Here is a 22,069-nt window from a genome sequence, read left to right on the forward strand (position 1 = left end):
TTTGCCCAGGAGGAGGAGCAAGGCATGACAGACACCACGAGCGGTTCCGCGCGCGGGTCGAAGTCGGAGAAGGCCGCGAAGGGCGCCAAGGCCCCCAAGTCGGGCCTGCGGCTGGAGCGGATCTACACCACTCCTGGGGTCCACCCGTACGACGCGGTCTCCTGGGAGCGCCGTGACGTGGTGATGACCAACTGGCGCGACGGCTCGATCAACTTCGAGCAGCGCGGCGTCGAGTTCCCCGACTTCTGGTCGGTGAACGCGGTGAACATCGTCACCAGCAAGTACTTCCGCGGCGCGGTCGGCACCCCGCAGCGCGAGTGGAGCCTGAAGCAGATCATCGACCGCGTGGTGCTCACCTACCGCGCCGCCGGTGAGAAGCACGGCTACTTCGCCTCCCCGGCCGACGCCGAGATCTTCGAGCACGAGCTGACGTACGCCCTCCTCCACCAGGTGTTCAGCTTCAACTCGCCGGTCTGGTTCAACGTCGGCACCCAGCAGCCGCAGCAGGTCTCCGCCTGCTTCATCCTGTCCGTCGACGACTCCATGGAGTCGATCCTCGACTGGTACAAGGAAGAGGGCATGATCTTCAAGGGCGGTTCGGGCGCCGGCCTGAACCTGTCCCGGATCCGCTCCTCCAAGGAGCTGCTCTCCTCCGGCGGCAACGCCTCCGGCCCGGTCTCCTTCATGCGCGGCGCCGACGCGTCGGCCGGCACCATCAAGTCCGGTGGCGCGACCCGCCGGGCCGCCAAGATGGTCGTCCTCGACGTCGACCACCCGGACGTCGAGGCCTTCATCGAGACCAAGGTGAAGGAGGAGGAGAAGATCCGCGCCCTGCGCGACGCCGGGTTCGACATGGACCTCGGCGGCGACGACATCGCCTCCGTCCAGTACCAGAACGCCAACAACTCGGTCCGCGTCAACGACGAGTTCATGACCGCGGTCGAGAACGGCACCGGCTTCGGCCTGCGCGGCCGGATGACCGGCGAGGTCATCGAGACCGTCGACGCCAAGGGCCTGTTCCGCAAGATGGCCGAGGCCGCGTGGGCCTGCGCCGACCCGGGCATCCAGTACGACTCGGTGATCAACCACTGGCACACATGCCCCGAGTCGGGCCGGATCAACGCCTCCAACCCGTGTTCCGAGTACATGCACCTGGACAACTCCAGCTGCAACCTGGCCTCGCTGAACCTGATGAAGTTCCTCCGCGACGACGACACCTTCGACGCGCAGACCTTCGCCAAGGTCGTCGAGCTGGTCATCACCGCGATGGACATCTCCATCTGCTTCGCCGACTTCCCGACCGAGAAGATCGGCGAGACCACCCGCGCCTACCGCCAGCTCGGCATCGGCTACGCCAACCTCGGCGCCCTGCTGATGGCCACCGGCCACGCCTACGACTCCGCGGGCGGCCGCGCCCTGGCCGGCGCGATCACCTCGCTGATGACCGGCACCGCCTACCGCCGCTCCGCCGAACTCGCCGGCGTGGTCGGCCCGTACGACGGCTACGCCCGCAACGCCGCCCCGCACCAGCGGGTGATGAAGCAGCACGCGGACGCCTCCTCCGCCGTCGCCCCGCTCGACGACCTGGACGCTCCGGTGTGGGCCGTCGCCAACGACACCTGGACCGACGTGGTCCGGCTCGGCGCGCAGAACGGCTTCCGCAACGCGCAGGCCTCGGTGCTCGCCCCGACCGGCACCATCGGCCTGATGATGGACTGCGACACCACCGGCGTCGAACCCGACCTGGCCCTGGTCAAGTTCAAGAAGCTGGTCGGCGGCGGCTCGATGCAGATCGTCAACGGCACCGTCCCGCGCGCCCTGAAGCGCCTCGGCTACCAGGACGAGCAGATCGAGGCGATCGTCGCGCACATCGGCGAGACCGGAAACGTCATCGACGCGCCCGGCCTGAAGGCCGCCCACTATGAGGTGTTCGACTGCGCCATGGGCGAGCGGTCGATCTCCCCGATGGGCCACGTGCGGATGATGGCCGCGATCCAGCCGTGGATCTCCGGCGCGATCTCCAAGACCGTCAACATGCCGGAGAACGCCACCGTCGAGGACGTCGAGGAGATCTACTTCCAGGCCTGGAAGCTCGGCGTCAAGGCGCTCGCCATCTACCGCGACAACTGCAAGGTCGGCCAGCCGCTCTCGGCCAAGACCAAGGCCCCGGTGGCCACCACCGTGGCTGCGCCCGCCCCCGCGGTCGAGAAGGTCGTCGAGTACCGCCCGACCCGCAAGCGCCTGCCCAAGGGCCGCCCCGGCATCACCACCTCCTTCACGGTCGGCGGCGCCGAGGGCTACATGACCGCCAACTCCTACCCGGACGACGGCCTCGGCGAGGTCTTCCTGAAGATGTCCAAGCAGGGCTCGACCCTCGCGGGCATGATGGACGCCTTCTCCATCGCCGTCTCGGTCGGCCTCCAGTACGGCGTCCCGCTGGAGACGTACGTCGCCAAGTTCACCAACATGCGCTTCGAGCCGGCCGGTCTGACCGACGACCCGGACGTGCGGATGGCGCAGTCCATCGTGGACTACATCTTCCGCCGCCTGGCCCTCGACTTCCTGCCGTTCGAGACCCGCTCCGCGCTCGGCATCCACTCCGTCGAGGAGCGCACCCGGCACCTGGAGACCGGCTCCTACGAGCCGATCGAGGACGAGCTCGACGTCGAGTCGCTGGCCCAGTCCGCGCCGCTCGCCGCCGAGAAGCCGCACGTCGCCCTGCCGGTCGTCGAGCAGCCCAAGTCGGCCCCGGCCGCGCACAACTCCACGGAGCTCGCCGAGATCCGCCTCGGCCTGAACGCCGACGCGCCGCTCTGCTTCTCCTGCGGCACCAAGATGCGCCGCGCCGGCAGCTGCTACCTCTGCGAGGGCTGCGGCTCCACCAGCGGCTGCAGCTGACAAGCCGTCAACGTGCAGTGATGCGCAGGGCGTCGACCGTTAATTCGGTCGGCGCCCTGCGCCGTGTGCGGACACAATGCCGGGATGGACGATGCATCGAACAACCGGCTGGAACTCCGCATCGAGGACGCCTCGGAGGGCCGGCGCCAGCTCCGGCTGCTGGCCGACGGGCGCGACCTGCTGGACACCGGTTTCACCGACGGGCACCTCGGCCCGGACCCGCGCTCCCTGCTCGGGCCGTACAGCCCGCTGCTGCCCGGCCCCGAACCCCGGGAAGTCCAACTCCACGTGGCCGGGTGCGGTGAAGTGTGCTGCGGCGCCCTGTACGTGACGGTGCGCCAGGACGGCGACGCCGTGGTCTGGGGCGGATGGCGCAACCCCGGCATCGAGGACCTCGACCTCCCGGCGTACCGGTTCGACGCCGCGCAGTACCTGGCGGAGCTCGACCGCGCCGGCGTCGGGGTCGAGGACTGGCCCGCGCGCGGCGTCGGACGCCTGGTGCAGGCCGAACTCGCCCGCCGGCCGGAGCTGTTGGCCGCCTGGGAGTGCGAGTTCGACGCCCTGTGGACCTGGACTTCGGGCCCCGACCGGATCGACCTGACCTTCATCTGGCGCCCGGACGGACCGCCGGACCACCTCGGCGAATCCCCCTACCTGCAGTTCCTGGCCGAGCTGACCGTCCCCGCCGGCGACCCGGTCGACCTGGCCGCCGACCTCGTCGACCGCTTGACCTCGGCGGACCCGCGCGGCCAGGCCCGGGTCTGCGGCGGCAGCGCGGCGTACGCGGAGCTGCTCGGCTTCCCGTGGCCGGAGGACCTGTGACCCCGGGGTGACCCAGTTCCCCCGGGTGCGTCGGCCGGGCTGCCGGACGCGGGTGGCCCGCGCAGGCTGGGGGAGGAGAGGGGTGAGCGCGATGCGGCAGATCGTGGTGACGGGCGGGACGGGGACGCTGGGGCAGGTCGTGGTGCGCCGGCTGGTGGCGCGTGGGTGCCCGGTGCGGGTGCTGAGCCGGCAGGCGCACACGCCGGGGGAGCACGGGTGGGCGGTCGCGGATCTGGTGACCGGCCGCGGGGTGGAGGCGGCGCTGGCGGGCGCGACCACGGTGGTGCACTGCGCGACCACCAGCGGGAAGCGCGACGTGGACGCCACCCGGAGGCTGGTCGCGGCGGCCCGCGTGGCCGGCGTCGCGCACCTGGTGTACGTGTCGATCGTCGGTGTGGACGTGGTGCCGCTCGGCTACTACCGGGCGAAGGAGGAGTGCGAGCGGCTGATCGCCGGGTCCGGTCTCGGCTGGACGGTGCTGCGGGCCACCCAGTTCCACGACCTGGTGCTGCGGGTGCTGGACGGGCTGTCGAAGGCGCCGGTGCTGCTGCTGCCGCGCGGCGTCGCCTTCCAGCCGGTGGACGTCCGGGACGTCGCCGAGCGGCTGGCGGATCTGACGCAGGGCGGCCCGGTCGGGCGGGTGGCGGACTTCGGCGGCCCGCAGGTGCGCGCGGTGGAGGCGCTGGCGGCCGAGTTCCTGCACGCGCGGGGCCGGCGGCGGCCGGTGCTGCGGGTGCCGACGCCGGGCGGGGCGGTGCGGGCGATGCGCGCCGGGGCGAACCTGACGCCCGAGCACGCGGACGGGCGGATCACCTTCGCGGAGTTCCTGGCGGAGCGGTACTGACTTTGTCAACCAAGGTTGACGCCCCTCGTCGTGTCAACCTATGTTGACACCATGAGCGAGACGAGACAGCTCGCGGCCGACGCGAGCAGTGGCGACCCGGCGATCGGCCTGCGCGCCGTCCGGGCGCTGCGCGACCTGGCCGACCGGCTGGAGGAACTCCAGGTCGGCAATGCCCGCGGCAAGGGCTGGTCCTGGCACGAGATCGCGGTCTGCCTGGGCGTCACCCGGCAGGCGGTGCACAAGAAGTACGCCAAGCGGACGACGGAACGGGGAGGGGACTGAGATGTTCGAACGGTTCGCGGCGGAGACCCGCCGCACGGTGACGCTCGCCGCCGAGGAGGCGCAGCGCCTGCACCACGACCACCTGGGCGCCGAGCACCTGCTGCTCGGTCTGCTCGCCCAGCCGCAGGACCCGACGGCCGTACTGCTCGGCCGCTTCGGCGTCGGCCTCGACGGGGCCAGGCGCGCGGTGGGCGGCCCCGACCCGGAGCGGGACGGGGCGGCGCTGGCGGCGATCGGCATCGACCTGGCGGCGGTCCGCGAGGCCGTCGAGTCGACGTTCGGCCCTGGCGCGCTGGACGCCCCGCTGCCGGGCCGGCCGTCACGCCGGGGCGGGCCGAGGTTCACCGACTCGGCCAAGCGGGTGCTGGCGCTGTCGCTGCGCGCGGCGGCCGGGCGGCGGGTGCGCCGGATCGAGACCGGCCACCTGTTGCTCGGGCTGATCCGGGAGGGCGGTGCGGCGGCGCGGTTGCTGCGCGAGCGGGGTGCGGACCTGGCGGATCTGGAGCGGGAGGCGGAGGCGGCGCTGACGGACGGCCGGGCGGCGGCCTCGTAGCACGGCGCGGTCACAACTGGGGCGCCGGGTGATGAAGGTCGAACGCGCTCCTTGGCGTGGGGTGGCCGGTGGGTTAACGTCTTTGAGCCAGCGATCAGCTGGGTACACAGACCCCATCTTCGGTACAGCGCAGTGTTGTTTCTCTTACGGCTGGCATGCCCATGCCCTGGCAAGGAGGACCGCATTGATCACCCCCGTGACCACTGGACGCCGGAGGCTGCTGGCCGTACCGGCTGTTCTGGCACTGGCATTGACAGCCGCCTGTTCCAACAGCTCCTCGTCCGGCGGCGGGGGCGGATCGTCGGCCGCCGCGCTCACCGGTGACTGCGCCAAGTACCAGGCCTACGCCGGTCATTCGGGCACCAAGGTGTCGATGTACGCGTCGATCCTGGCGCCCGAGTCGGACTCGCTGGAGAAGTCCTGGGCCGACTTCAGCTCCTGCACCGGCATCAAAATCGTCTACGAGGGCTCCAACGACTTCGAGTCGCAGCTGCCGGTCCGGGTGGCCGGCGGCAACGCCCCCGACCTGGCGGTCATCCCGCAACCCGGCCTGCTCGCCCAGATGGTGAAGAGCGGCAAGGTGGTCAAGCCCCCGCAGCAGACCGTCGACAACGAGAACAAGTGGTCGCCGATCTGGAAGACCTACGGATCGGTCAACGGCACCTTCTACGCGGCGCCGATGAGCGCCAACATGAAGTCCCTGGTCTGGTACTCCCCGAAGGCCTTCAAGGCCGCCGGCTACGAAGTCCCCAAGACCTGGACCGACTTGATGGCGCTCAGCGACAAGATCGCCAAGGCCGGCGCGACCAAGCCCTGGTGCGGCGGCATCGGCTCCGGCACCGCCACCGGCTGGCCCGCCACCGACTGGCTGGAGGAGATCGTCCTCGGCTCGTACGGCGGCGACGTCTACGACCAGTGGGTCAGCCACAAGGTGAAGTTCTCCGACGAGAAGATCACCACAGCGATGAAGACCGTCGCCGACTGGATGCAGAACCCGGCCTGGGTCAACGGCGGCTTCGGCGACGTCAAGTCGATCGCCACCACCACCTTCCAGGACGCCGGCACCCCGATTCTCAGCAACAAGTGCGCGATGCTCCAGCAGGCGTCCTTCTACCGCGCGCAGTGGCCCAAGGGCACCAACATCGGCCCCGACGGCGACGTCTTCGCCTTCCACCTGCCCGCGGTGAACCCGCAGGTCACCAGCCCGGTCGAGGGCGGCGGCGAATTCCTCACCGCGTTCTCCGACCGGCCCGAGGTGCAGGCCGTGCAGAACTACCTGTCCACCTCGGAGTGGGCCGGCAGCCGGGTCAAGGTCTCGCCGGGCTGGGTCTCCGCCAACCAGGGCGTCGACAAGAGCCTCTACACCGACCCGATCGACAAGCTGTCCGCCCAGTTCCTCACCGACCCGACCGCCACCTTCCGGTTCGACGCCTCCGACCTGATGCCCGCCGCCGTCGGCGCCGGCGCCGAATGGAAGGCGCTCACCGCCTGGTTCGCCGAGGGCCAGTCGATCCAGAAGACGGCCGGCGACATCGACGCCGCCTGGCCCCAGTAGGTCGAACTCGCAGGGCAGCGCGGGCAGGTGAGCCGTCCGCCCGCGCTGCCCTCCCCATGCCCGGGATCACCAGGTCTTGAGGAAGGACCCTGCGCATGCCCACCGACACCCGGCTCGCCGGGCCGGCGTTCCAGCTCGCGGACTCGCTGTGGCAGGACGCGGCAGTCAAGTTCGGCAACACCGGCGGCGCCGTACTGGGCTTCGTCGGCGTCCTGCTCGCCGTGTTCTTCGCGGCCGGCCGCGCCACCGGACGCTTCTCCCGGCCACTGGCGATCGCGCTGATGCTCGGCCCGGCGATCGTCCTGCTGCTCACCGGCCTGGTGGTGCCGCTGCTGCGCACCGTCGTGCTGAGCTTCCTGGACGCCGACAGCGCGAGCTTCGTCGGCGGGAAGAACTACGGCTGGGCGCTGACCAGTTCACCCATCCACGGGGTGCTGCTGAACACCCTGCTGTGGCTGGTGATCGCCCCCCTCGCGGCCACCGGGCTCGGCCTCGCGCTGGCCCTTATGGTGGACCGGATGCGCGGGCAGGCGGTCTGGAAGTCGCTGATCTTCATGCCGATGGCGGTCTCGCTGGTGGCCGCCTCGCTGATCTTCAAGCTCGTGTACGAGTCGCGCGGCGCCGGGCAGAACCAGGTCGGCCTGCTCAGCCAGCTCGCCGTCGCGCTCGGCTGGGACGACCCGCCGAACTGGATCCTGTCCCAGCCGCTGAACAACTTCCTGCTGATGGCCGTCCTGATCTGGGTGCAGACCGGCTTCGCCATGGTGGTGCTGTCCGCCGCGATCAAGGCCATCCCGGACGAGATCACCGAGGCCGCCCGGCTCGACGGCGCCACCGGCCTGCGGCTGTTCCTGCACGTCACCGTGCCGATGATCCGCACCACGCTGGTGGTGGTGCTCACCACCATCATGATCATCACACTGAAGGCCTTCGACATCGTCCGCACCATGACCGGAGGCAACTACGGCACCCAGGTGCTCGCCAACGAGATGTACTCGCAGAGCTTCGAGCAGTACAACTACGGACGCGGCAGCGCCCTCGCGGTGATCCTCTTCCTCGCGGTGGTCCCCCTGGTGGTCTACAACATCGCCCTGCTGCGCAAGGAGCGTGCGACCCGATGAGCGCCCAGCCCACCCTGGCCCCCGCCAAGGCACCCGAGCCCGAACTGCCGCCCGTGAAGGCCGTCCGGCGGTCCTTCAGCAGCCCGCTGGCGAGCCTCCTGGTGGTCGTCGTGACCGCTCTGTGGACCATCCCGACCGTCGGTCTGCTGGTCACCTCGCTGCGCCCCAAGGCCGACGTCGCGTCCACCGGCTGGTGGGAGGCGTTCGTCCACCCCGACTTCGGGCTGGAGAACTACCGGGCGGTGCTGTTCGACAACTCCTTCGGCACCTCCGGCGGCCTGATGCCGTACCTGGTCAACTCGGTGGCGATCAGCATCCCCGCCACCGTCTTCCCGCTGGTGCTGGCCGCGATGGCGGCGTACGCGCTGGCCTGGGTGCGGTTCAAGGGCAGCGACACCCTGTTCTTCGTGATCTTCGCGCTGCAGATCGTTCCGCTTCAGATGTCGCTGATCCCGCTGCTGCGGCTGTTCTCCGGCGGCGCCCACCTCGGCTCGATGACGATCATTCCGGCGCTCAATCTGAAGGACACCTATGTGCCGGTGTGGCTGACCCACACGATGTTCGCGCTGCCGCTGGCGATCTTCCTGCTGCACAACTTCATCGCCCAGCTGCCGCGCGACCTGATGGAGGCCGCGGTGGTGGACGGCGCCTCGCACTTCAAGATCTTCCGCTCGATCGTGCTGCCGCTGAGCGCCCCCGCGCTGGCCTCGTTCGCCATCTTCCAGTTCCTGTGGGTGTGGAACGACCTGCTGGTGGCGCTCACCTTCGCCGGCGGCAATCCGACGGTCGCGCCGATGACCTCCCGGCTCGCCCAGCTGTCCGGCTCCAACGGTAGCCGCTGGGAACTGCTCTCGGCGGGCGCCTTCCTGTCGATGCTGGTGCCGCTGGCGGTGTTCTTCGCGCTGCAGCGCTTCTTCGTCCGCGGGCTGCTGGCAGGGTCGGTGAAGGGCTGACGCCTGTGACGCCTGCGACCGGGTTGTTCAAGTGTTGAACGCAAACGCCTGTGTTGAAGGTGTGCAGACATACTGGTCGGATGCGGAGCTTTCGCGTTCGAGTTGGCCGGAAGTCGTGGCTGTGATGTGAGGATTCTGCGGACGCGCCGGGGTCGGAGCCGATAGGACGGAGGACGGCACTTCTGCCGTTCATCCGGTCATCCGACCTTGGGGGGTTGGCGTGAGGTTCAGAAAACGGCTCGCCGGGCTGCTCGTGGCCCTGCTCGCATCCACCGGACTGATGGCGGCGCCCGCGGCACACGCGGACACCACCGCCGTCCTCGGCAACAACACCGTCGGTACCGCCACCGACTCCGGCGACTCCAACTACATCAACACCTCGCGCTTCGTGACCGGCTCCAGCGGCGGAACGGTCAACAGCGTCAGCGTGTACGTGGGCGCCGTCGGCTCCACGCCCAACGACCAGTACCAGGTCGCGGTGTACGGCGACGTCGCCGGCAAGCCCGGCCCGCTGCTCGGCTCCTCCGCGTCCGGCACGCTCACCGCGCACGCCTGGAACACCCTGCCGGTCGCCGCGACCCTCGCGCCCAACACGCCCTACTGGCTGGCGTACAACTCCAACGGCGTCTCCGCCGCCGTCAACAACCTCAACTACTCCAGCGGCGGCCAGAGCGGCTACTCCACCGGCGGCCAGGCCTTCGGCACCTGGCCCAGCAGTTTCGGCGCCGTCTCCACCGGCAGCCTCAACTACTCCATCTACGCCACCTACACCCCGTCCGGCGGCGGCAGCACCACACCCGGCAACGGCCCCGGCAACGAGGGCCCGATCCTGCTGGTCACCGACCCCGCCAACCCGTACACCTCGTACTACGGCGAGATCCTCAAGGCCGAGGGCCTGAACTACTACAAGACCGCCGACCTCGGCACCGTCACCTCCGCCACGCTCGCCCAGTACGACGTGGTGCTGCTGGCGGAGAACCAGCTGACGGCCGCCCAGACCAGCATGTTCACCACCTGGGTGAACGGCGGCGGACGGCTGGTCGCGATGCGGCCCGACAAGCAGCTCGCCGGGCTGCTCGGCCTCACCGCCACCACCGACACGCTGGCCGACTCCTACCTGAAGATCGACACCACCGCCGCGCCCGGCACCGGACTGACCTCCGACACCATGGGCTTCCACGGCACCGCCGACAAGTACACGCTGAACGGCGCCACCGCCGTAGCCACCCTGTACAGCGACGTCGCCGTGGCCACCACCAACCCGGCCGTCACCCTGCGCACCGCCGGTACCGGCCAGGCCGCCGCGTTCACCTTCGACCTCGCCAAGTCCGTGGTGCAGACCCGCCAGGGCAACATCGCCTGGGGCGGCCAGCAACGCGACAACGTGGACGGCATCGAAGCCAGCGAGATGTTCTTCGGCACGGGCGGCCAACTCAACTGGAACAACCTCGACAAGGCGCAGATCCCGATCGCCGACGAACAGCAGCGCCTGCTCGGCAACCTGATCACCACCATGGACGCCGCCAAGAAGCCGCTGCCGAAGTTCTGGTACTTCCCCCGCGACGTCAAGGCCGTCGTGGTGATGACCGGTGACGACCACGGCATCGGCGGCACCACCGGACGCTTCGACGGCTACATCGCGCAGAGCCCGGCCGGCTGCAATGTCGCCAACTGGGAGTGCGTGCGCGCCTCGTCCAACGTCTACGCCAGCGGGCCGATGACCGACGCCCAGGCCAAGGCCTACTCCGACCAGGGCTTCGAGATCAGCACCCACATCACCACCAACTGCACCCCGTGGGGCGCCCCCACCGACCTGGCGAACGTCTACACCACCCAGCTCGCCGCCTGGAAGGCCAAGTACCCCTCGCTGCCCAACCCGGACAGCACCCGCACCCACTGCGTCGAGTGGGACGACTGGGCCACCCAGGCCAAGACCAAGCTGGCCAACGGCATCCGGCTGGACACCGATTACTACTACTACCCGGGCAGCTTCGTGCAGGACCGGCCCGGCTACTTCAACGGCACCGGCCTGCCGATGAAGTTCGCGGACAGCAACGGCGCCACCATCAACGAGTACCAGGCCACCACCCAACTCACCGACGAGTCCGGGCAGTCCATGCCGGGCACCGTCAACACGCTGCTGGACAACGCGTACAACGCCAAGGGCTACTACACCGTCCTGACCGCCAACATCCACACCGACTACGCCGCTTCCACCGCGTCCGACCAGGTCATCGCCTCGGCCAAGGCGCACGGCACCCCCGTGGTCTCCGGCCGCCAGCTGCTGAACTGGCTGGACTTCCGCAACGGCTCCGCGTTCTCCGGGATGGCGTGGAACGCGAACACCCTGAGCTTCAGCATCACCGGCGGCGCGAACGGCCTGCGCGCCATGGTCCCGGTCAACTCGGCGGGCGGCACCCTCACCGGCATCAAGCAGGGCACCACCGCCGTCAACTACCGGATCGAGACCATCCACGGCATCACGTACGCCTTCTTCGACGGCAACGTGGGCTCCTACACCGCGACCTACGGCACCGACACCGTCCCGCCGACCGTCACCGGTTCCGTCCCGGCCAACGGCGCGACCGGCGTCGCCGCCACCGCCCCGGTGAAGGCCTCCTTCAGCGAGCCGGTCCAGGCCGCCACCGTCAACTCCACCAACGTCACGCTGAAGACCACCAGCGGCGGCACCGCGGTGGCCGGCACCGTCGCGCTGGACTCCGCGACCAACACCGCCACCTTCACCCCGAACGCCGCCCTCTCGCTCAACACCGGCTACACGCTGAGCGTCGCCAACGTGAAGGACCTGGCGGGCAACACCCAGGCCGCCGCCTACACGGCGGCCTTCACCACCGCCGGCGCACCGCCGCAGACCATCGGCAACAACGCCATCGGCACCCAGCTCGACGACACCAACTCCAACCACCTCAACGGCTCGAAGATCACCACCGGCAACTCGCCGATCGCGCTCAGCTCGCTGAACGTGCACACCGGACAGACCAGCGCCTCGCCCAACAACCAGTTCCAGATCGCCGTCTACAGCGACAACGGTGGCTCGCCGGACGCCCTGCTGGCCACCAGTTCGGTCGGCGTGCTGAACGCCAACGCCTGGAACAGCGCCACCGTCACCTACACGCTGGCCGCCAACACCACCTACTGGCTGGTCTACAACTCCAACGGCACCAGCTCCACCGTCAACAACATGCACTACAGCTCCGGCCCCGCCGGGTCCGGCGTCTACAGCAACGCGAGCGTCCCGTTCGGCACCTTCCCGGCGAGCTTCGGCACCGCCGTGAAGGACAACCTCGTGTACTCGCTGTACGGGGCCTACTGACCGGGCCTGTTGGCCCCGTCCGACGTCCCACCCGTTGTCCCGCTTGTCGTCCCACCGCCGGGGCGGTTTGTGTCACAAGTCTGTGACCAAGCCGCCCCGGCGGCTTTTTGAACCTGTTCAGAAGTGGTGTTCGGGCTCTAGAGTCACCGGCACGACCGGGCGTGCGGCTGGCCAAAAACCGCCGCATGCCCGCATTCTGAGGGGGTTTCATGTCGCAGCCGTCCGACTCCAGTGGCGCTGGCGGTTTTACCGGTCCCGGTGCTTCCGGCGAACAGCCGCAGCCGGCGGACCCGTTCGCGGCACCTGCGGGGCCGCGTCCGGGGGCGTTCGGGAAGGGGGCGCCGCTGGGGGTCGCTGCGGGCTCGGCGGGTGCGGCGGGCTCGGCGACTGCGGCGGGTACGGCGGGTGCGGCGGGTGCCAATCCCTACGCGCCGTACCAGCACCGGCCGCAGGCGCCGCTGCCCGAGCCGGAGTGGCTGCGGCCCAGCAAGGCCCGGACGATCGAGCCCGCCGGGCTGCGGGTGCTGGCGGCGGCGGGCGCGTCCGGGCTGGTCAGCGCACTGGCGCTCGGTGGCGGACTCGGCGTCAACCTGCTGCTCTGCGCCCTCGCGGGCGCGGTCGGTGCCGCGATCACCGCACTGGGCACCGGGCGGCGGGTCAAGCCCTGGCACCTGGCGTTCGCGGCGGCCGCGCTGCTGCTCTGCCTGGTCCCGGCCGTCAGCGGTGCGGGTGGGGCGGTGACGCTCGCGGTGATCGCCGCGATCTGCGTCGGCTCACTCACCCTGCACGGCGGCGCCCGCTGGGTCGGGGTGGCGATGGGATCGATCGGTCTGTGGGCCCACTTCCTGCCCGGACTCGCCTGGGGAATACGGGCGCTGAAGGAGCGTCGCTTTCCGGCCAAGGCCCGGGTCGGGCAGGTGGTGAAGGCCGTCGGAGTCTCCCTGGTGCTGCTGGTGGTCTTCGGCATGCTGTTCGCCGGCGCCGACTCCACCGTTGCCGACCTGCTGGGGCACCTCGTTCCCTCGGTGGAGGCCGGGGATGTCCCGCAGCGTTTCGTGTACTTCGTCGGTGGAGTGCTGCTTGCCCTGGGTGCCGCGCACGCCGCCGCCGTCCCCCGCCGCTGGGACCGCACCAGGACCCGGGCCGGCAAGGAGCGCGGACGGCTGGAGTGGGCGATGCCGCTGGCGGTCATGAACCTGCTGTTCGGCGTCTTCGTGGTGGTGCAGTTGGTGGTGCTGATCGGCGGCTACGGCTCGATCATGCGCCGCACCGGGATGACCCCCGCCGAGTACGCCCGCCAGGGCTTCTGGCAGCTGCTCTGGATCGCCGTGCTCACCCTGGTGGTCGTCGCGCTCGCCAAGTACTGGGCGCCGCGCAGCAGCGCGGGCGACCGGCTGCTGGTCAAGGTGATGCTCGGACTGCTGTGCGCGCTCACCCTGGTGGTGGTCGGCACCGCGCTGGTCCGGATGAGCCTGTACATGGACGCGTTCGGACTCACCCGCCTGCGGGTCAACGTCGCCGCGATGGAGATCTGGCTAGGCCTGGTCTTCCTGATGGTGCTGGTCGGCTCGGTGCTCTCCTCCCGCCGCTGGCTGCCCCGCGCGGTGGTGCTCAGTGCCGCCCTGGCCGTGGCGCTGTTCGGCCTGCTGCGGACCGACGGCCTGATCGCCGAGCAGAACGTCGACCGCTACCGCACCTCTGCGGCCCGCCTCGACGTCGACTACCTGCGTGGCCTCTCCGTCGACGCCGTGCCCGCTCTCGACCGGCTGCCCGAGGACCTGCGCACCTGCGCGCTCCAGCCGATCGCCGCCGACCTGGCGAACGAGCCCGCGCCCTCCTGGTACGCCGTCAGCCGGGCCGAGGCCCGCGCCCGGGAGATCCTCGCGGCACACCCGGTGGTCTGGGACCGGAACCAGGCCTGCCAGAGGGTCGGGCTGGGCACGGAAATCGAGGTCCGCTGACGTTCGGCGGCGGCGGCCGGCGGTCGTTGACGGGGGTGGGGGAGTGTCGAGTGGCACCCCCCGCCCTCCTTGTGTGTCAGCCGGCGTGATGTGGCGTCATATCGCTATTCCGGCCGGGGCTTCGGACGTCAGGTCGGAGGCCCTCGCCCTGACCACGAACACTGCGGACAGCAGCGCGACCGCCGCGAACGCCACACCCACCACGAAGGCGTGCGAGACGGCGTAGGCCAGCACCTCGTTGGCCCACCTGCTGCCGGGCGGGAAGGTCTGGTGCTGCTGGGCGAACTGCAGCTCGGCCGGGCCGGCGTGGGCGAGGAAGTCCGGCTGCTGGCGGCTGCCCTCGGAGGTGGCGGCCTTGGCGAAGACCGTGGTGAGTATCGACAGGCCGACCGAACCACCTATCTGCTGCACCGAGTTGAGCAGACCCGAGGCCGCGCCCGTCTCGTGCGCCGCGACCCCGGAGACCGCCATCAGCATGACCGGGACGAAGATCAGGCCCATGCCGAAGCCGAAGGTGACCGTCGGGCCGAGCACGCCCAGTGGGTAGCTGCTGTGCACGTCCGTCTGCGTCAGCCAGCTCAGACCGGCCGTCACCAGGAGGCTGCCGGTGGCCAGGAACGGCTTGGGCCCGAGCCTGGCCTGGAGGGCGGAGGCGAGCTGCGCGGCGACGATGATCGCGGCGCTGATCGGCAGGAAGGCCACACCCGCCTTGAGCGCGCTGTAGCCGAGCACGCGCTGAACGAAGAGCGTGACGTAGAAGAAGATGCCGAACATGGCCGCGGCCAGGCAGAGCATCATGATCAGGCCGCCGGTGCGGTTGCGGTTCCGCAGCAGCCGCAGCGGGGTGATCGGTTGGGCGGTGCGCTGCTCGATCACCGCGAACGCGACCAGCAGGGCCGCGCCGACGGCGAACGAGGCGATCGTCACGCCGTCGCCCCAGCCGGCCTTCGGGTCCGCGGCGTGGATGAACCCGTACACCAGGCTGACCAGGCCGAGGGTGGAGGCGAGCGCGCCGGGCAGGTCGAAGGCGCCCGGGTGCCGCTCGGATTCGTTGATGTAGCGCGGCGCGGCGATGGCGATCAGCGCGGCGATCGGCACGTTCACGAAGAACACCCAGCGCCAGTTCAGGTACTCCGTGAGCACTCCGCCGGCCAGCAGGCCTATCGCGGCGCCCGAGCCGGCCACCGCCGAGAAGACGCCGAACGCGCGGTTCCGCTCCGGTCCCTCCTTGAAGTTGGTGGCGATCAGCGCGAACGCCGTCGGTGAACAGATCGCACCGCCGACGCCCTGCAGCGCCCGGGCGGCCAGCAGCATGCCGCCGTTCTGCGCGAAACCGCCGAGCAGCGAGGCCAGGCCGAACAACAGCACGCCCACGACGAACACCCGCCGGCGGCCGAGGATGTCACCGGCCCGGCCGCCGAGCAGGAGCAGGCCGCCGAACGTCAGTGTGTAGGCGTTGATCACCCAGGACAGGTCGGTGGTGGAGAACTTCAGCGCGTCCTGGATGTGCGGAAGCGCGATGTTCACGATGGTCGCGTCGAGGACGACCATGAGCTGCGTGGCCGCGATGACGGTGAGCGTGATGCCCTTGCGCCGGTCGCGACCGGCCCCCGGTGGAGCCGACTTGCTGAGCATGTCGGAGATAGCCACTGTTGTGCCCCCTGCCGGCTACTGCTATCGGTTGCTGTCTGGGTAAGGTGCTCGGCAATACGGATAGTGAACGGTCTCGTTCACTATCGGGGACATTAGTCGGCGCCGATAGTGAACGCAACCGTCTTTTAGGGTGGATGACGATGGATCAGCCGGACCGGCGGCAATCGGCCGACGGCCCCGTGGAGGGAGCCCCGCTGCGCAGGCGCGGCAAGGCGCTGGAGGCCGCGATTTTCGAGGCCGCGCTCGACCAGCTCACGTCCGGCGGGTTCGCCCGGATGACGATGGAAGGCGTGGCCGGCGCCGCGCAGACCGGCAAGGCCGCGCTCTACCGGCGCTGGGCCTCCAAGGCGGACCTGGTGATGGACGCCCTGGTCGCCGTGATGCCGCCCCCCGCCGACATCCCCGACCTCGGCTCCGCGGAGGCCGAGCTGCGGCACGTCATCCAGGCCTACATTGCGGTGCTGAACTCCCGGACCGGTGCGGCCGTCCGCGCCCTGATGGGTGAACTGGACTACGAGCGCGCCGAGTTCTTCAAGGGCTTCATGCACGAGCGGGTGGTCGGACCGACTGCCGAGGGCATCCTCGGCATCCTGCGCCGCGGCGAGGCCCGGGGCGACGTCCGCCGGGGCGCGGCGGTGTCGATCGTCGCCGACGTGCTGCCGGCGATGCTGCTGTACCGCGCCAAGTTCTGCGCCGGGGTGTTCGACGACGAGTTCTGCGAGGACCTGCTCGGACAGGTGCTGCTGCCGGCGATCAGGCCGTAACGCGGGCCGGGCGGGGGAGCGGGCTTGGCCCGGTGGCGTGGCGTGGCGTGGCGTGGCGTGGCGGGTCCGGGCCCGGGGCCGCCGGGCCCGGCTTGGGCGGCTGGGCTGTCCGGGCGGCGGCGTAGGCTGAAAGCAGCTGGGCGCGTCCTCGGGCGCGGCCCCGGCCGTCCCCCTGTCCAGTGAAGGAACCCCGATGCCGTACGACCCCCCGACCCACTCGGTCGAGCGCTCCCTGCGCCGGGCCGGAGCCCGCCTGGTGGTCGGGCTGGACGAGGTGGGCCGCGGCGCCTGGGCCGGGCCGGTCATGGTCGGTGCCGCCGTCACCGGCCTGCGCCGCCCGCCGGAGGGGCTCACCGACTCCAAGCTGCTCACCGAGCGGCGCCGGGAGGCGCTCGTCCCGATCCTGGAGGACTGGGTGACCGCCTATGCGATCGGCGCCGCCTCGTCCCAGGAGTGCGACGACCTCGGCATGACGGCCGCGCTGCGGCTGGCCGCCGTCCGCGCCCTGGAGGCGCTGCCGGTGCAGCCCGACGCGGTGATCCTGGACGGCAAGCACGACTACCTGGGCGGCCCGTGGCGGGTCCGTACGGTGATCAAGGGCGACCAGTCGTGCGTCTGCGTCTCCGCCGCCTCGGTGCTGGCCAAGGTCCGGCGGGACGCGCTGATGGCCGAACTCGGGGTGGACCACCCGGCGTTCGCGTTCGAGGAGAACGCCGGCTACCCCTCGCCGACCCACCGCGCCGCGCTGGAGGAGTTCGGGCCCACCGAGCACCATCGCCTGTCCTGGGCCTACATGGACGCCCTGCCGAAGTGGAGCCACCTCAAGCGGCAGCGGGTCCCGGTCGACACCGGCGAGCAGCTCTCGCTCGGTTTCTGAGCGCCCTCAGTGCCGCAACGCGCCCTCGGGCAGTCGCACAATCCGATGGTTCGCTGCGGCTGCCGGGTGCCCTCCGAGGGCTTTGGCGACGACCAGGTCCGTCGATATTCGTCGATTCTGACGGTTCGTCAACATTCATCCACCCGTCACTCGGGCGTTGTCGCGTACCCGCGTTTCGGCGGCGACACTTTCAAGTGGTGGGGTGCCCGTGCGCATCCGACCGGCATTTGATAGGAATCCGGGTATGCCTGTCTTCCCCGAGGAGCCGGAGATTCACGAGACGATCCCGGGCCCCGGCGTTCCCCTTCCCCACAAGTCGGACGCACCTGCCCACCGTATGCCTTCCTCCACCGCCGTCGCCGCTCCGGTCCCGGGCCCTCGCCCCGGCCCGCCGCGTCCCGCACCGCCCCGTGCGGACCGGCCGATTCCCGGTCCGCGGCCCGCACCCCGACCCAAGCCCGGCCACGCGCCGCGCCCTGGTCGGCCGACCGTTCAACTCCTGCCCGTGGCTGCGGCCGAGGCGCTCGACCGCGCCGACGAGGCCGTCGACGCACTGCTGGAGTCCGGCCGCCGCCCCGGCGACGTGCTGGTCCTGACAGTCGGTGCCGCGCACCCCTGGCAGGAGCACGAGACGAGCTTCGGCGAGGAGCGCTACTGGGCTCAACTTGCCGACGGCGGCGACGTGTTCTACGCCGACGCCGCCACGGCCCGGACGCTGCGCCGCGACGTGGTGGTGCTGGTGGTCAACGAGAACCACCCGGAGCGGGTGGCCGCTGCGGCGCGCAAGGCGCTGGAGCGTGCCGCGAAGCTGCTGGTGGTCTGCGGCGAGACGGACACCGTCGCCCCGCTGTTCGCCTGACCGCTGGTCCGTCGGTCCGCCTGACCGCCGGTTCGTCGTGCCGGTCCGGCTCCGCCTGCGGGCGGGGCCGGACCGTTGCCGTGTCCTGGTTCCGTCGGGCCGTAACGCGGTTGTCCTGCGGTGCCGTTGGGGCTCTTGCTGCCGGGGCGCGTCGGGCTGCCTGCTTTGGTGAGCGGGTCACCGCGGGTGGACGACCGCTCAGCGGGCGGCGGTTCGACGGATCGCCCGGCTGTCGCGGCCGGCCTCCAGGGCGCGGATCGCGTTCAGTGAGGTGACCGGGGCGACCGGTGGCTCCAAGGGCGCCGGCAGTGCGGGGTGTTCGGAGCCGGTGCCGGACGGGATGCGCGACGGCAGTTCGGTGACGGTATGAATCGGGCCGAGCGCCCACGACCCGGCGTGCGGATTGCGCCCGCGCCGGCCGTCGCCGAGCGACTGCCAGCCGGCCGGGGTGAGCGTCAGGTACGAGCCGCAGCGCAGCCCGTGCAGTTCGGCGGCGGCGCGCAGCGCCCACATCCAGGCCCCGTCCTGCTCGGTCCAGTCCGGCCCGCCGTCCCGGCAGCGCAGCAGGACGGCGGTGCGGCTCGGGGATATCCGCCTCAGGTCGTGCGGGGTGACCCGGCGGAGGTGGCCGAGCAGGGCGTTGCGGTGGTCCCAGCCGTCGCTGAACTGCGGGCGGACGCCGAAGGAGGCCGACGCCACCACCCGATGCTCGGGGTCGAGTACCGCGACCACGGTGGTGCCGGGCTGCGGTAGGTGCCGCTGGTGAAGTTCGGTGACGAACTCTCGGGGTGTGCGAAGGAGGGGCACGCCGAGGCGCTCCCACTCCTGCAGCGTGATGGCCCGACGGCCGTCGTAGTGGGAAGGACCTCGGTCGATGCCGTTGATCACGATCCTCCTTCCCGTGCCCACGCTCCCGGAGGTGCGCGGGCGTACGCCGAAGGCCGGGTCCGACGGACCGGGCGCTGGATGCCTTCCAATTCTCGGGCGAGAGCCGCCGGGCGGCAATGATGAACTGACAAACGCCGCCCGGGACCCGCCTAATTGCCCGACATGTCCCAGCCCTGTCGTGCGGCCATTCGGCTGACCGATCGGTGAGCGGGGTGCGTATGGGTGGAGGCCGACCGGTGAACGGGGCCTGGCGTCCGGGCGTGCCGGAGTGCCAGGACCGGCGTCGAGCTCGGCCGAATCGTCCTCACCCCCGGATGGCCAGGACGAGTGGGAGCACCGCGGTGGCACCCGCCTGGCGGAGCAGATGAGCCGCGACCGTCAGCGTCCAGCCGGAATCCACCAGGTCGTCCACCAGTAGGACCGGGCCGGGAGTCGCGGCCAATGTGTCGGTCAGGCCCGGCGAGAGTACGAGCGTTCCGGCGACCGAGCGCAGCCGCTGGGCGCTGTTGCTGCGCGGCCCGTGCGGGGGCTCCCCGGTGGCGTACTGGATCCGGCCGAGCAGCGGCATCCGGCCGATCGAGGCGAGGCCTCCGGCGAGATCGGACACCAACTGTGGTCGGGTGGAGGACTCCAGGGCGACCACGCCGATCGGGCGCTCCAGCCGAGTGCCGTCCGGACCGGCCGGTCCGGCCCAGCCGCCCGGGCCGCGTGCCCAGTCCGCGACCACACCGACGACGGCGTCCAGCACCTCGCGCGGCAGCGGGCCGTCCGGGGAGCGCTCGTCGAGCAGCGTGCGAAGCCGGGTGCCCCAGCCGATGTCGGAGAGCCGGCCGAGGGCGCGCCCCGGCTCGGCCTGCTGGGTGGGAGGGATGCGGCCACGCAGCGGGACACCGAGGGACTCCATGCCGGTCGGCCACATTCGCCGGGTCTCGAAGGAGACCCCGGGCCGGCCGAGGGCGGCGCGGGCCGCGCCGGTGGCTTCGGCCGACACCTCGGTGGAGTGCTGGGCATGGGTACACCGGTCGCAGCGCCCGCACGGGGCTGCCTCCGGGTCGTCGAGCTGGCGGCGCAGGAACTCCATCCGGCAGCCCTCGGTCGCGATGTAGTCCCGCATCGCCTGCTGTTCGGCCGCGCGGGCCCGGGCGACCTTGGCGTACCGCTCGCCGTCGTACCGCCACTGCTCGCCGGTGGACTCCCAGCCGCCGCGCACCCGGCGGACCGCGCCGTCCACGTCGAGCACCTTGAGCATGATCTCCAGCCGGGAGCGACGGAGGTCGACAGAGGTCTCCAGTGCCGCCGTGGAGAGCGGGCGGCCGGCCTCGGCCAGCGCGGCCAGGGTGCGGCGGACCTGCTCCTCGGCGGGGAAGCCGATGGAGGCGAAGTACCGCCAGATCGCCTCGTCCTCCCGGCCCGGGAGCAGCAGCACCTCGGCACGGTCGACGCCACGGCCGGCGCGGCCGACCTGCTGGTAGTAGGCGATGGGAGAACTCGGCGAGCCGAGGTGGACCACGAAGCCGAGATCCGGCTTGTCGAAGCCCATGCCGAGCGCGGAGGTGGCGACCAGGGCCTTGACCCGGTTGGCCAGCAGGGCGGCCTCGGCCTCGCGGCGCTCGGCGTCCTCGGTCCGGCCGGAGTAGGAGGCGACCGGGTAGCCGCGCTCGCGCAGGAACTCGGTGACCTCCTCGGCGGCGGCGACCGTCAGGGTGTAGATGATGCCGGAGCCGGGGAGATCGGCCAGGTGGTCGGCGAGCCAGGCCAGCCGGTGCGCCGGGTCGGGCAGCGAGAGCACCGAGAGGCTGAGGCTCTCCCGGTCCAGCGGGCCGCGCAGCACCAGGGCCTGCGCGTCACCGACGCCGGTGCCGAGCTGCTCGGCCACATCCGCGGTGACCCGGGCGTTCGCGGTCGCCGTGGTCGCCAGCACCGGGACGCCGGGGGAGAGCTCGGCGAGCATGGTGCGCAGCCGTCGGTAGTCGGGCCGGAAGTCGTGGCCCCAGTCGGAGATGCAGTGCGCCTCGTCCACCACCAGCAGGCCGGTGGAGGCGGCGAGCTTGGGCAGGACCTGATCGCGGAAGTCGGGGTTGTTGAGCCGCTCCGGGCTGACCAGCAGGACATCGACCCGGCTGTCGGCGACCTCCTGCTGGATCTCCTCCCACTCCTCCGGGTTGGCCGAGTTGATCGTCCGGGCGTGGATGCCCGCCCGGGCGGCCGATTCGACCTGATTGCGCATCAGCGCCAGCAGCGGCGAGACGATCACCGTCGGGCCGGCCCCGCGCGCGCGGAGCAGCGCTGTGGCGATGAAGTAGACGGCGGACTTGCCCCATCCGGTGCGCTGCACCACCAGGGCGCGGCGACTGTCCACCACCAGGGCCTCGATGGCTTTCCACTGGTCCTCGCGCAGCGTCGCGGAGGGCCCCGCGAGGCTGTGCAGCACGGCTTCCGCGGCGGCCCGGACGGCTTCGCGGTCGGCTGGGGTGGTCGGATGGAGTTCGCGCGTCTGCATGAGGTCATGGATACCGCGCTTCACGGACGGACCGCGAATGGGAGGCTGTGGACAACCTGGCTCTAATCGGGTGATATGACGTCAGAGTGTGCTGTTCGGGCCGGAATTGTCCGCCATTAGGGGTAGCAAATGCTGAACCCCCCGGTTTATCCACAGGGCGAATGAAATATCCGCAGTGGTGGCGGAATCGGGTCCAGGCTTTCCG

16 protein-coding genes are annotated in these 22,069 nt (G+C 70.9%); 13 read left to right on the plus strand and 3 right to left on the minus strand.

The window, feature by feature from the left end; all coding sequences use genetic code 11:
• Window positions 1-24: 24 nt before the first annotated feature.
• The 10 genes from ACFYST_RS29105 to ACFYST_RS29150 all read left to right on the plus strand — a co-directional run bounded on the left by ACFYST_RS29105 (window position 25) and on the right by ACFYST_RS29150 (window position 14,323).
• A complete protein-coding gene (locus ACFYST_RS29105) occupies window positions 25-2,898 on the plus strand; it encodes a vitamin B12-dependent ribonucleotide reductase (RefSeq protein ID WP_387866637.1) in 2,874 nt (957 codons plus the stop codon).
• 84 nt (window positions 2,899-2,982) lie between these two features.
• The gene (locus tag ACFYST_RS29110; RefSeq protein ID WP_387866639.1) at window positions 2,983-3,720 is read left to right on the plus strand and encodes a hypothetical protein; all 738 of its coding nucleotides are present in this window, start codon (window positions 2,983-2,985) and stop codon (window positions 3,718-3,720) included.
• Window positions 3,721-3,811: 91 nt separating this feature from the next.
• Window positions 3,812-4,564: an SDR family oxidoreductase gene (locus tag ACFYST_RS29115; protein WP_387866720.1), complete on the plus strand. Its 753-nt coding sequence runs from the start codon at window positions 3,812-3,814 to the stop codon at window positions 4,562-4,564.
• 51 nt (window positions 4,565-4,615) lie between these two features.
• Window positions 4,616-4,846 (plus strand): RNA polymerase subunit sigma-70, encoded by a 231-nt coding sequence (locus ACFYST_RS29120; protein ID WP_387648797.1) that lies wholly within the window; start codon window positions 4,616-4,618, stop codon window positions 4,844-4,846.
• A gap of 1 nt (window position 4,847) precedes the next feature.
• The gene (locus ACFYST_RS29125) at window positions 4,848-5,399 is read left to right on the plus strand and encodes a Clp protease N-terminal domain-containing protein (RefSeq protein WP_387866642.1); all 552 of its coding nucleotides are present in this window, start codon (window positions 4,848-4,850) and stop codon (window positions 5,397-5,399) included.
• Window positions 5,400-5,583: 184 nt separating this feature from the next.
• Window positions 5,584-6,954, plus strand: a complete 1,371-nt coding sequence (locus ACFYST_RS29130) for an ABC transporter substrate-binding protein (protein WP_387866644.1) — start codon at window positions 5,584-5,586, stop codon at window positions 6,952-6,954.
• A gap of 95 nt (window positions 6,955-7,049) precedes the next feature.
• Window positions 7,050-8,075: a carbohydrate ABC transporter permease gene (locus ACFYST_RS29135; RefSeq protein WP_387866647.1), complete on the plus strand. Its 1,026-nt coding sequence runs from the start codon at window positions 7,050-7,052 to the stop codon at window positions 8,073-8,075.
• Window positions 8,072-9,028 (plus strand): carbohydrate ABC transporter permease, encoded by a 957-nt coding sequence (locus ACFYST_RS29140; protein WP_387866649.1) that lies wholly within the window; start codon window positions 8,072-8,074, stop codon window positions 9,026-9,028. The genes ACFYST_RS29135 and ACFYST_RS29140 overlap by 4 nt, the downstream gene beginning before the upstream one ends.
• 220 nt (window positions 9,029-9,248) lie before the next feature.
• Complete coding sequence (locus tag ACFYST_RS29145) at window positions 9,249-12,362, plus strand: Ig-like domain-containing protein (RefSeq protein WP_387866652.1); 3,114 nt, start codon at window positions 9,249-9,251, stop codon at window positions 12,360-12,362.
• 209 nt (window positions 12,363-12,571) lie between these two features.
• Entirely contained in the window at window positions 12,572-14,323 is a 1,752-nt protein-coding gene (locus ACFYST_RS29150; protein WP_387866655.1) for a DUF4153 domain-containing protein, read from the plus strand.
• A gap of 96 nt (window positions 14,324-14,419) precedes the next feature.
• Here ACFYST_RS29150 and ACFYST_RS29155 read toward each other — a convergent pair whose 3' ends face one another.
• Window positions 14,420-15,973, minus strand: a complete 1,554-nt coding sequence (locus ACFYST_RS29155; protein WP_387866658.1) for an MFS transporter — start codon at window positions 15,971-15,973, stop codon at window positions 14,420-14,422.
• 143 nt (window positions 15,974-16,116) lie between these two features.
• On the opposite strand from ACFYST_RS29155, the gene ACFYST_RS29160 reads away from it, so the two are divergent.
• From ACFYST_RS29160 to ACFYST_RS29170, 3 genes are all read left to right on the plus strand, one after another.
• On the plus strand, window positions 16,117-16,740 hold the full coding sequence (locus ACFYST_RS29160) for a TetR/AcrR family transcriptional regulator (RefSeq protein WP_387866660.1): 624 nt from the start codon (window positions 16,117-16,119) through the stop codon (window positions 16,738-16,740).
• 193 nt (window positions 16,741-16,933) lie between these two features.
• Complete coding sequence (locus ACFYST_RS29165; RefSeq protein WP_387648821.1) at window positions 16,934-17,617, plus strand: ribonuclease HII; 684 nt, start codon at window positions 16,934-16,936, stop codon at window positions 17,615-17,617.
• Window positions 17,618-18,122: 505 nt separating this feature from the next.
• On the plus strand, window positions 18,123-18,476 hold the full coding sequence (locus tag ACFYST_RS29170; protein ID WP_387866662.1) for a hypothetical protein: 354 nt from the start codon (window positions 18,123-18,125) through the stop codon (window positions 18,474-18,476).
• 198 nt (window positions 18,477-18,674) lie between these two features.
• On the opposite strand, the gene ACFYST_RS29175 is transcribed toward ACFYST_RS29170, so the two are convergent.
• Together ACFYST_RS29175 and ACFYST_RS29180 are read right to left on the minus strand one after the other, a co-directional pair.
• Entirely contained in the window at window positions 18,675-19,361 is a 687-nt protein-coding gene (locus ACFYST_RS29175; protein ID WP_387866721.1) for a hypothetical protein, read from the minus strand.
• A gap of 307 nt (window positions 19,362-19,668) precedes the next feature.
• Entirely contained in the window at window positions 19,669-21,864 is a 2,196-nt protein-coding gene (locus tag ACFYST_RS29180) for a RecQ family ATP-dependent DNA helicase (RefSeq protein ID WP_387866664.1), read from the minus strand.
• Between the last annotated feature and the right edge of the window lie 205 nt (window positions 21,865-22,069).

Source organism: Kitasatospora sp. NPDC004614 (assembly GCF_042873675.1).
GTDB lineage: Bacteria > Actinomycetota > Actinomycetes > Streptomycetales > Streptomycetaceae > Kitasatospora.

Coding starts and splice junctions, on each gene's coding strand:
- ACFYST_RS29105 (WP_387866637.1), top strand. CDS start 25: ATGACAGACACCACGAGCGGTTCCGCGCGCGGGTCGAAGTCGGAGAAG.
- ACFYST_RS29110 (WP_387866639.1), top strand. CDS start 2,983: ATGGACGATGCATCGAACAACCGGCTGGAACTCCGCATCGAGGACGCC.
- ACFYST_RS29115 (WP_387866720.1), top strand. CDS start 3,812: ATGCGGCAGATCGTGGTGACGGGCGGGACGGGGACGCTGGGGCAGGTC.
- ACFYST_RS29120 (WP_387648797.1), top strand. CDS start 4,616: ATGAGCGAGACGAGACAGCTCGCGGCCGACGCGAGCAGTGGCGACCCG.
- ACFYST_RS29125 (WP_387866642.1), top strand. CDS start 4,848: ATGTTCGAACGGTTCGCGGCGGAGACCCGCCGCACGGTGACGCTCGCC.
- ACFYST_RS29135 (WP_387866647.1), top strand. CDS start 7,050: ATGCCCACCGACACCCGGCTCGCCGGGCCGGCGTTCCAGCTCGCGGAC.
- ACFYST_RS29140 (WP_387866649.1), top strand. CDS start 8,072: ATGAGCGCCCAGCCCACCCTGGCCCCCGCCAAGGCACCCGAGCCCGAA.
- ACFYST_RS29150 (WP_387866655.1), top strand. CDS start 12,572: ATGTCGCAGCCGTCCGACTCCAGTGGCGCTGGCGGTTTTACCGGTCCC.
- ACFYST_RS29160 (WP_387866660.1), top strand. CDS start 16,117: ATGGATCAGCCGGACCGGCGGCAATCGGCCGACGGCCCCGTGGAGGGA.
- ACFYST_RS29165 (WP_387648821.1), top strand. CDS start 16,934: ATGCCGTACGACCCCCCGACCCACTCGGTCGAGCGCTCCCTGCGCCGG.
- ACFYST_RS29180 (WP_387866664.1), bottom strand. CDS start 21,864: ATGCAGACGCGCGAACTCCATCCGACCACCCCAGCCGACCGCGAAGCC.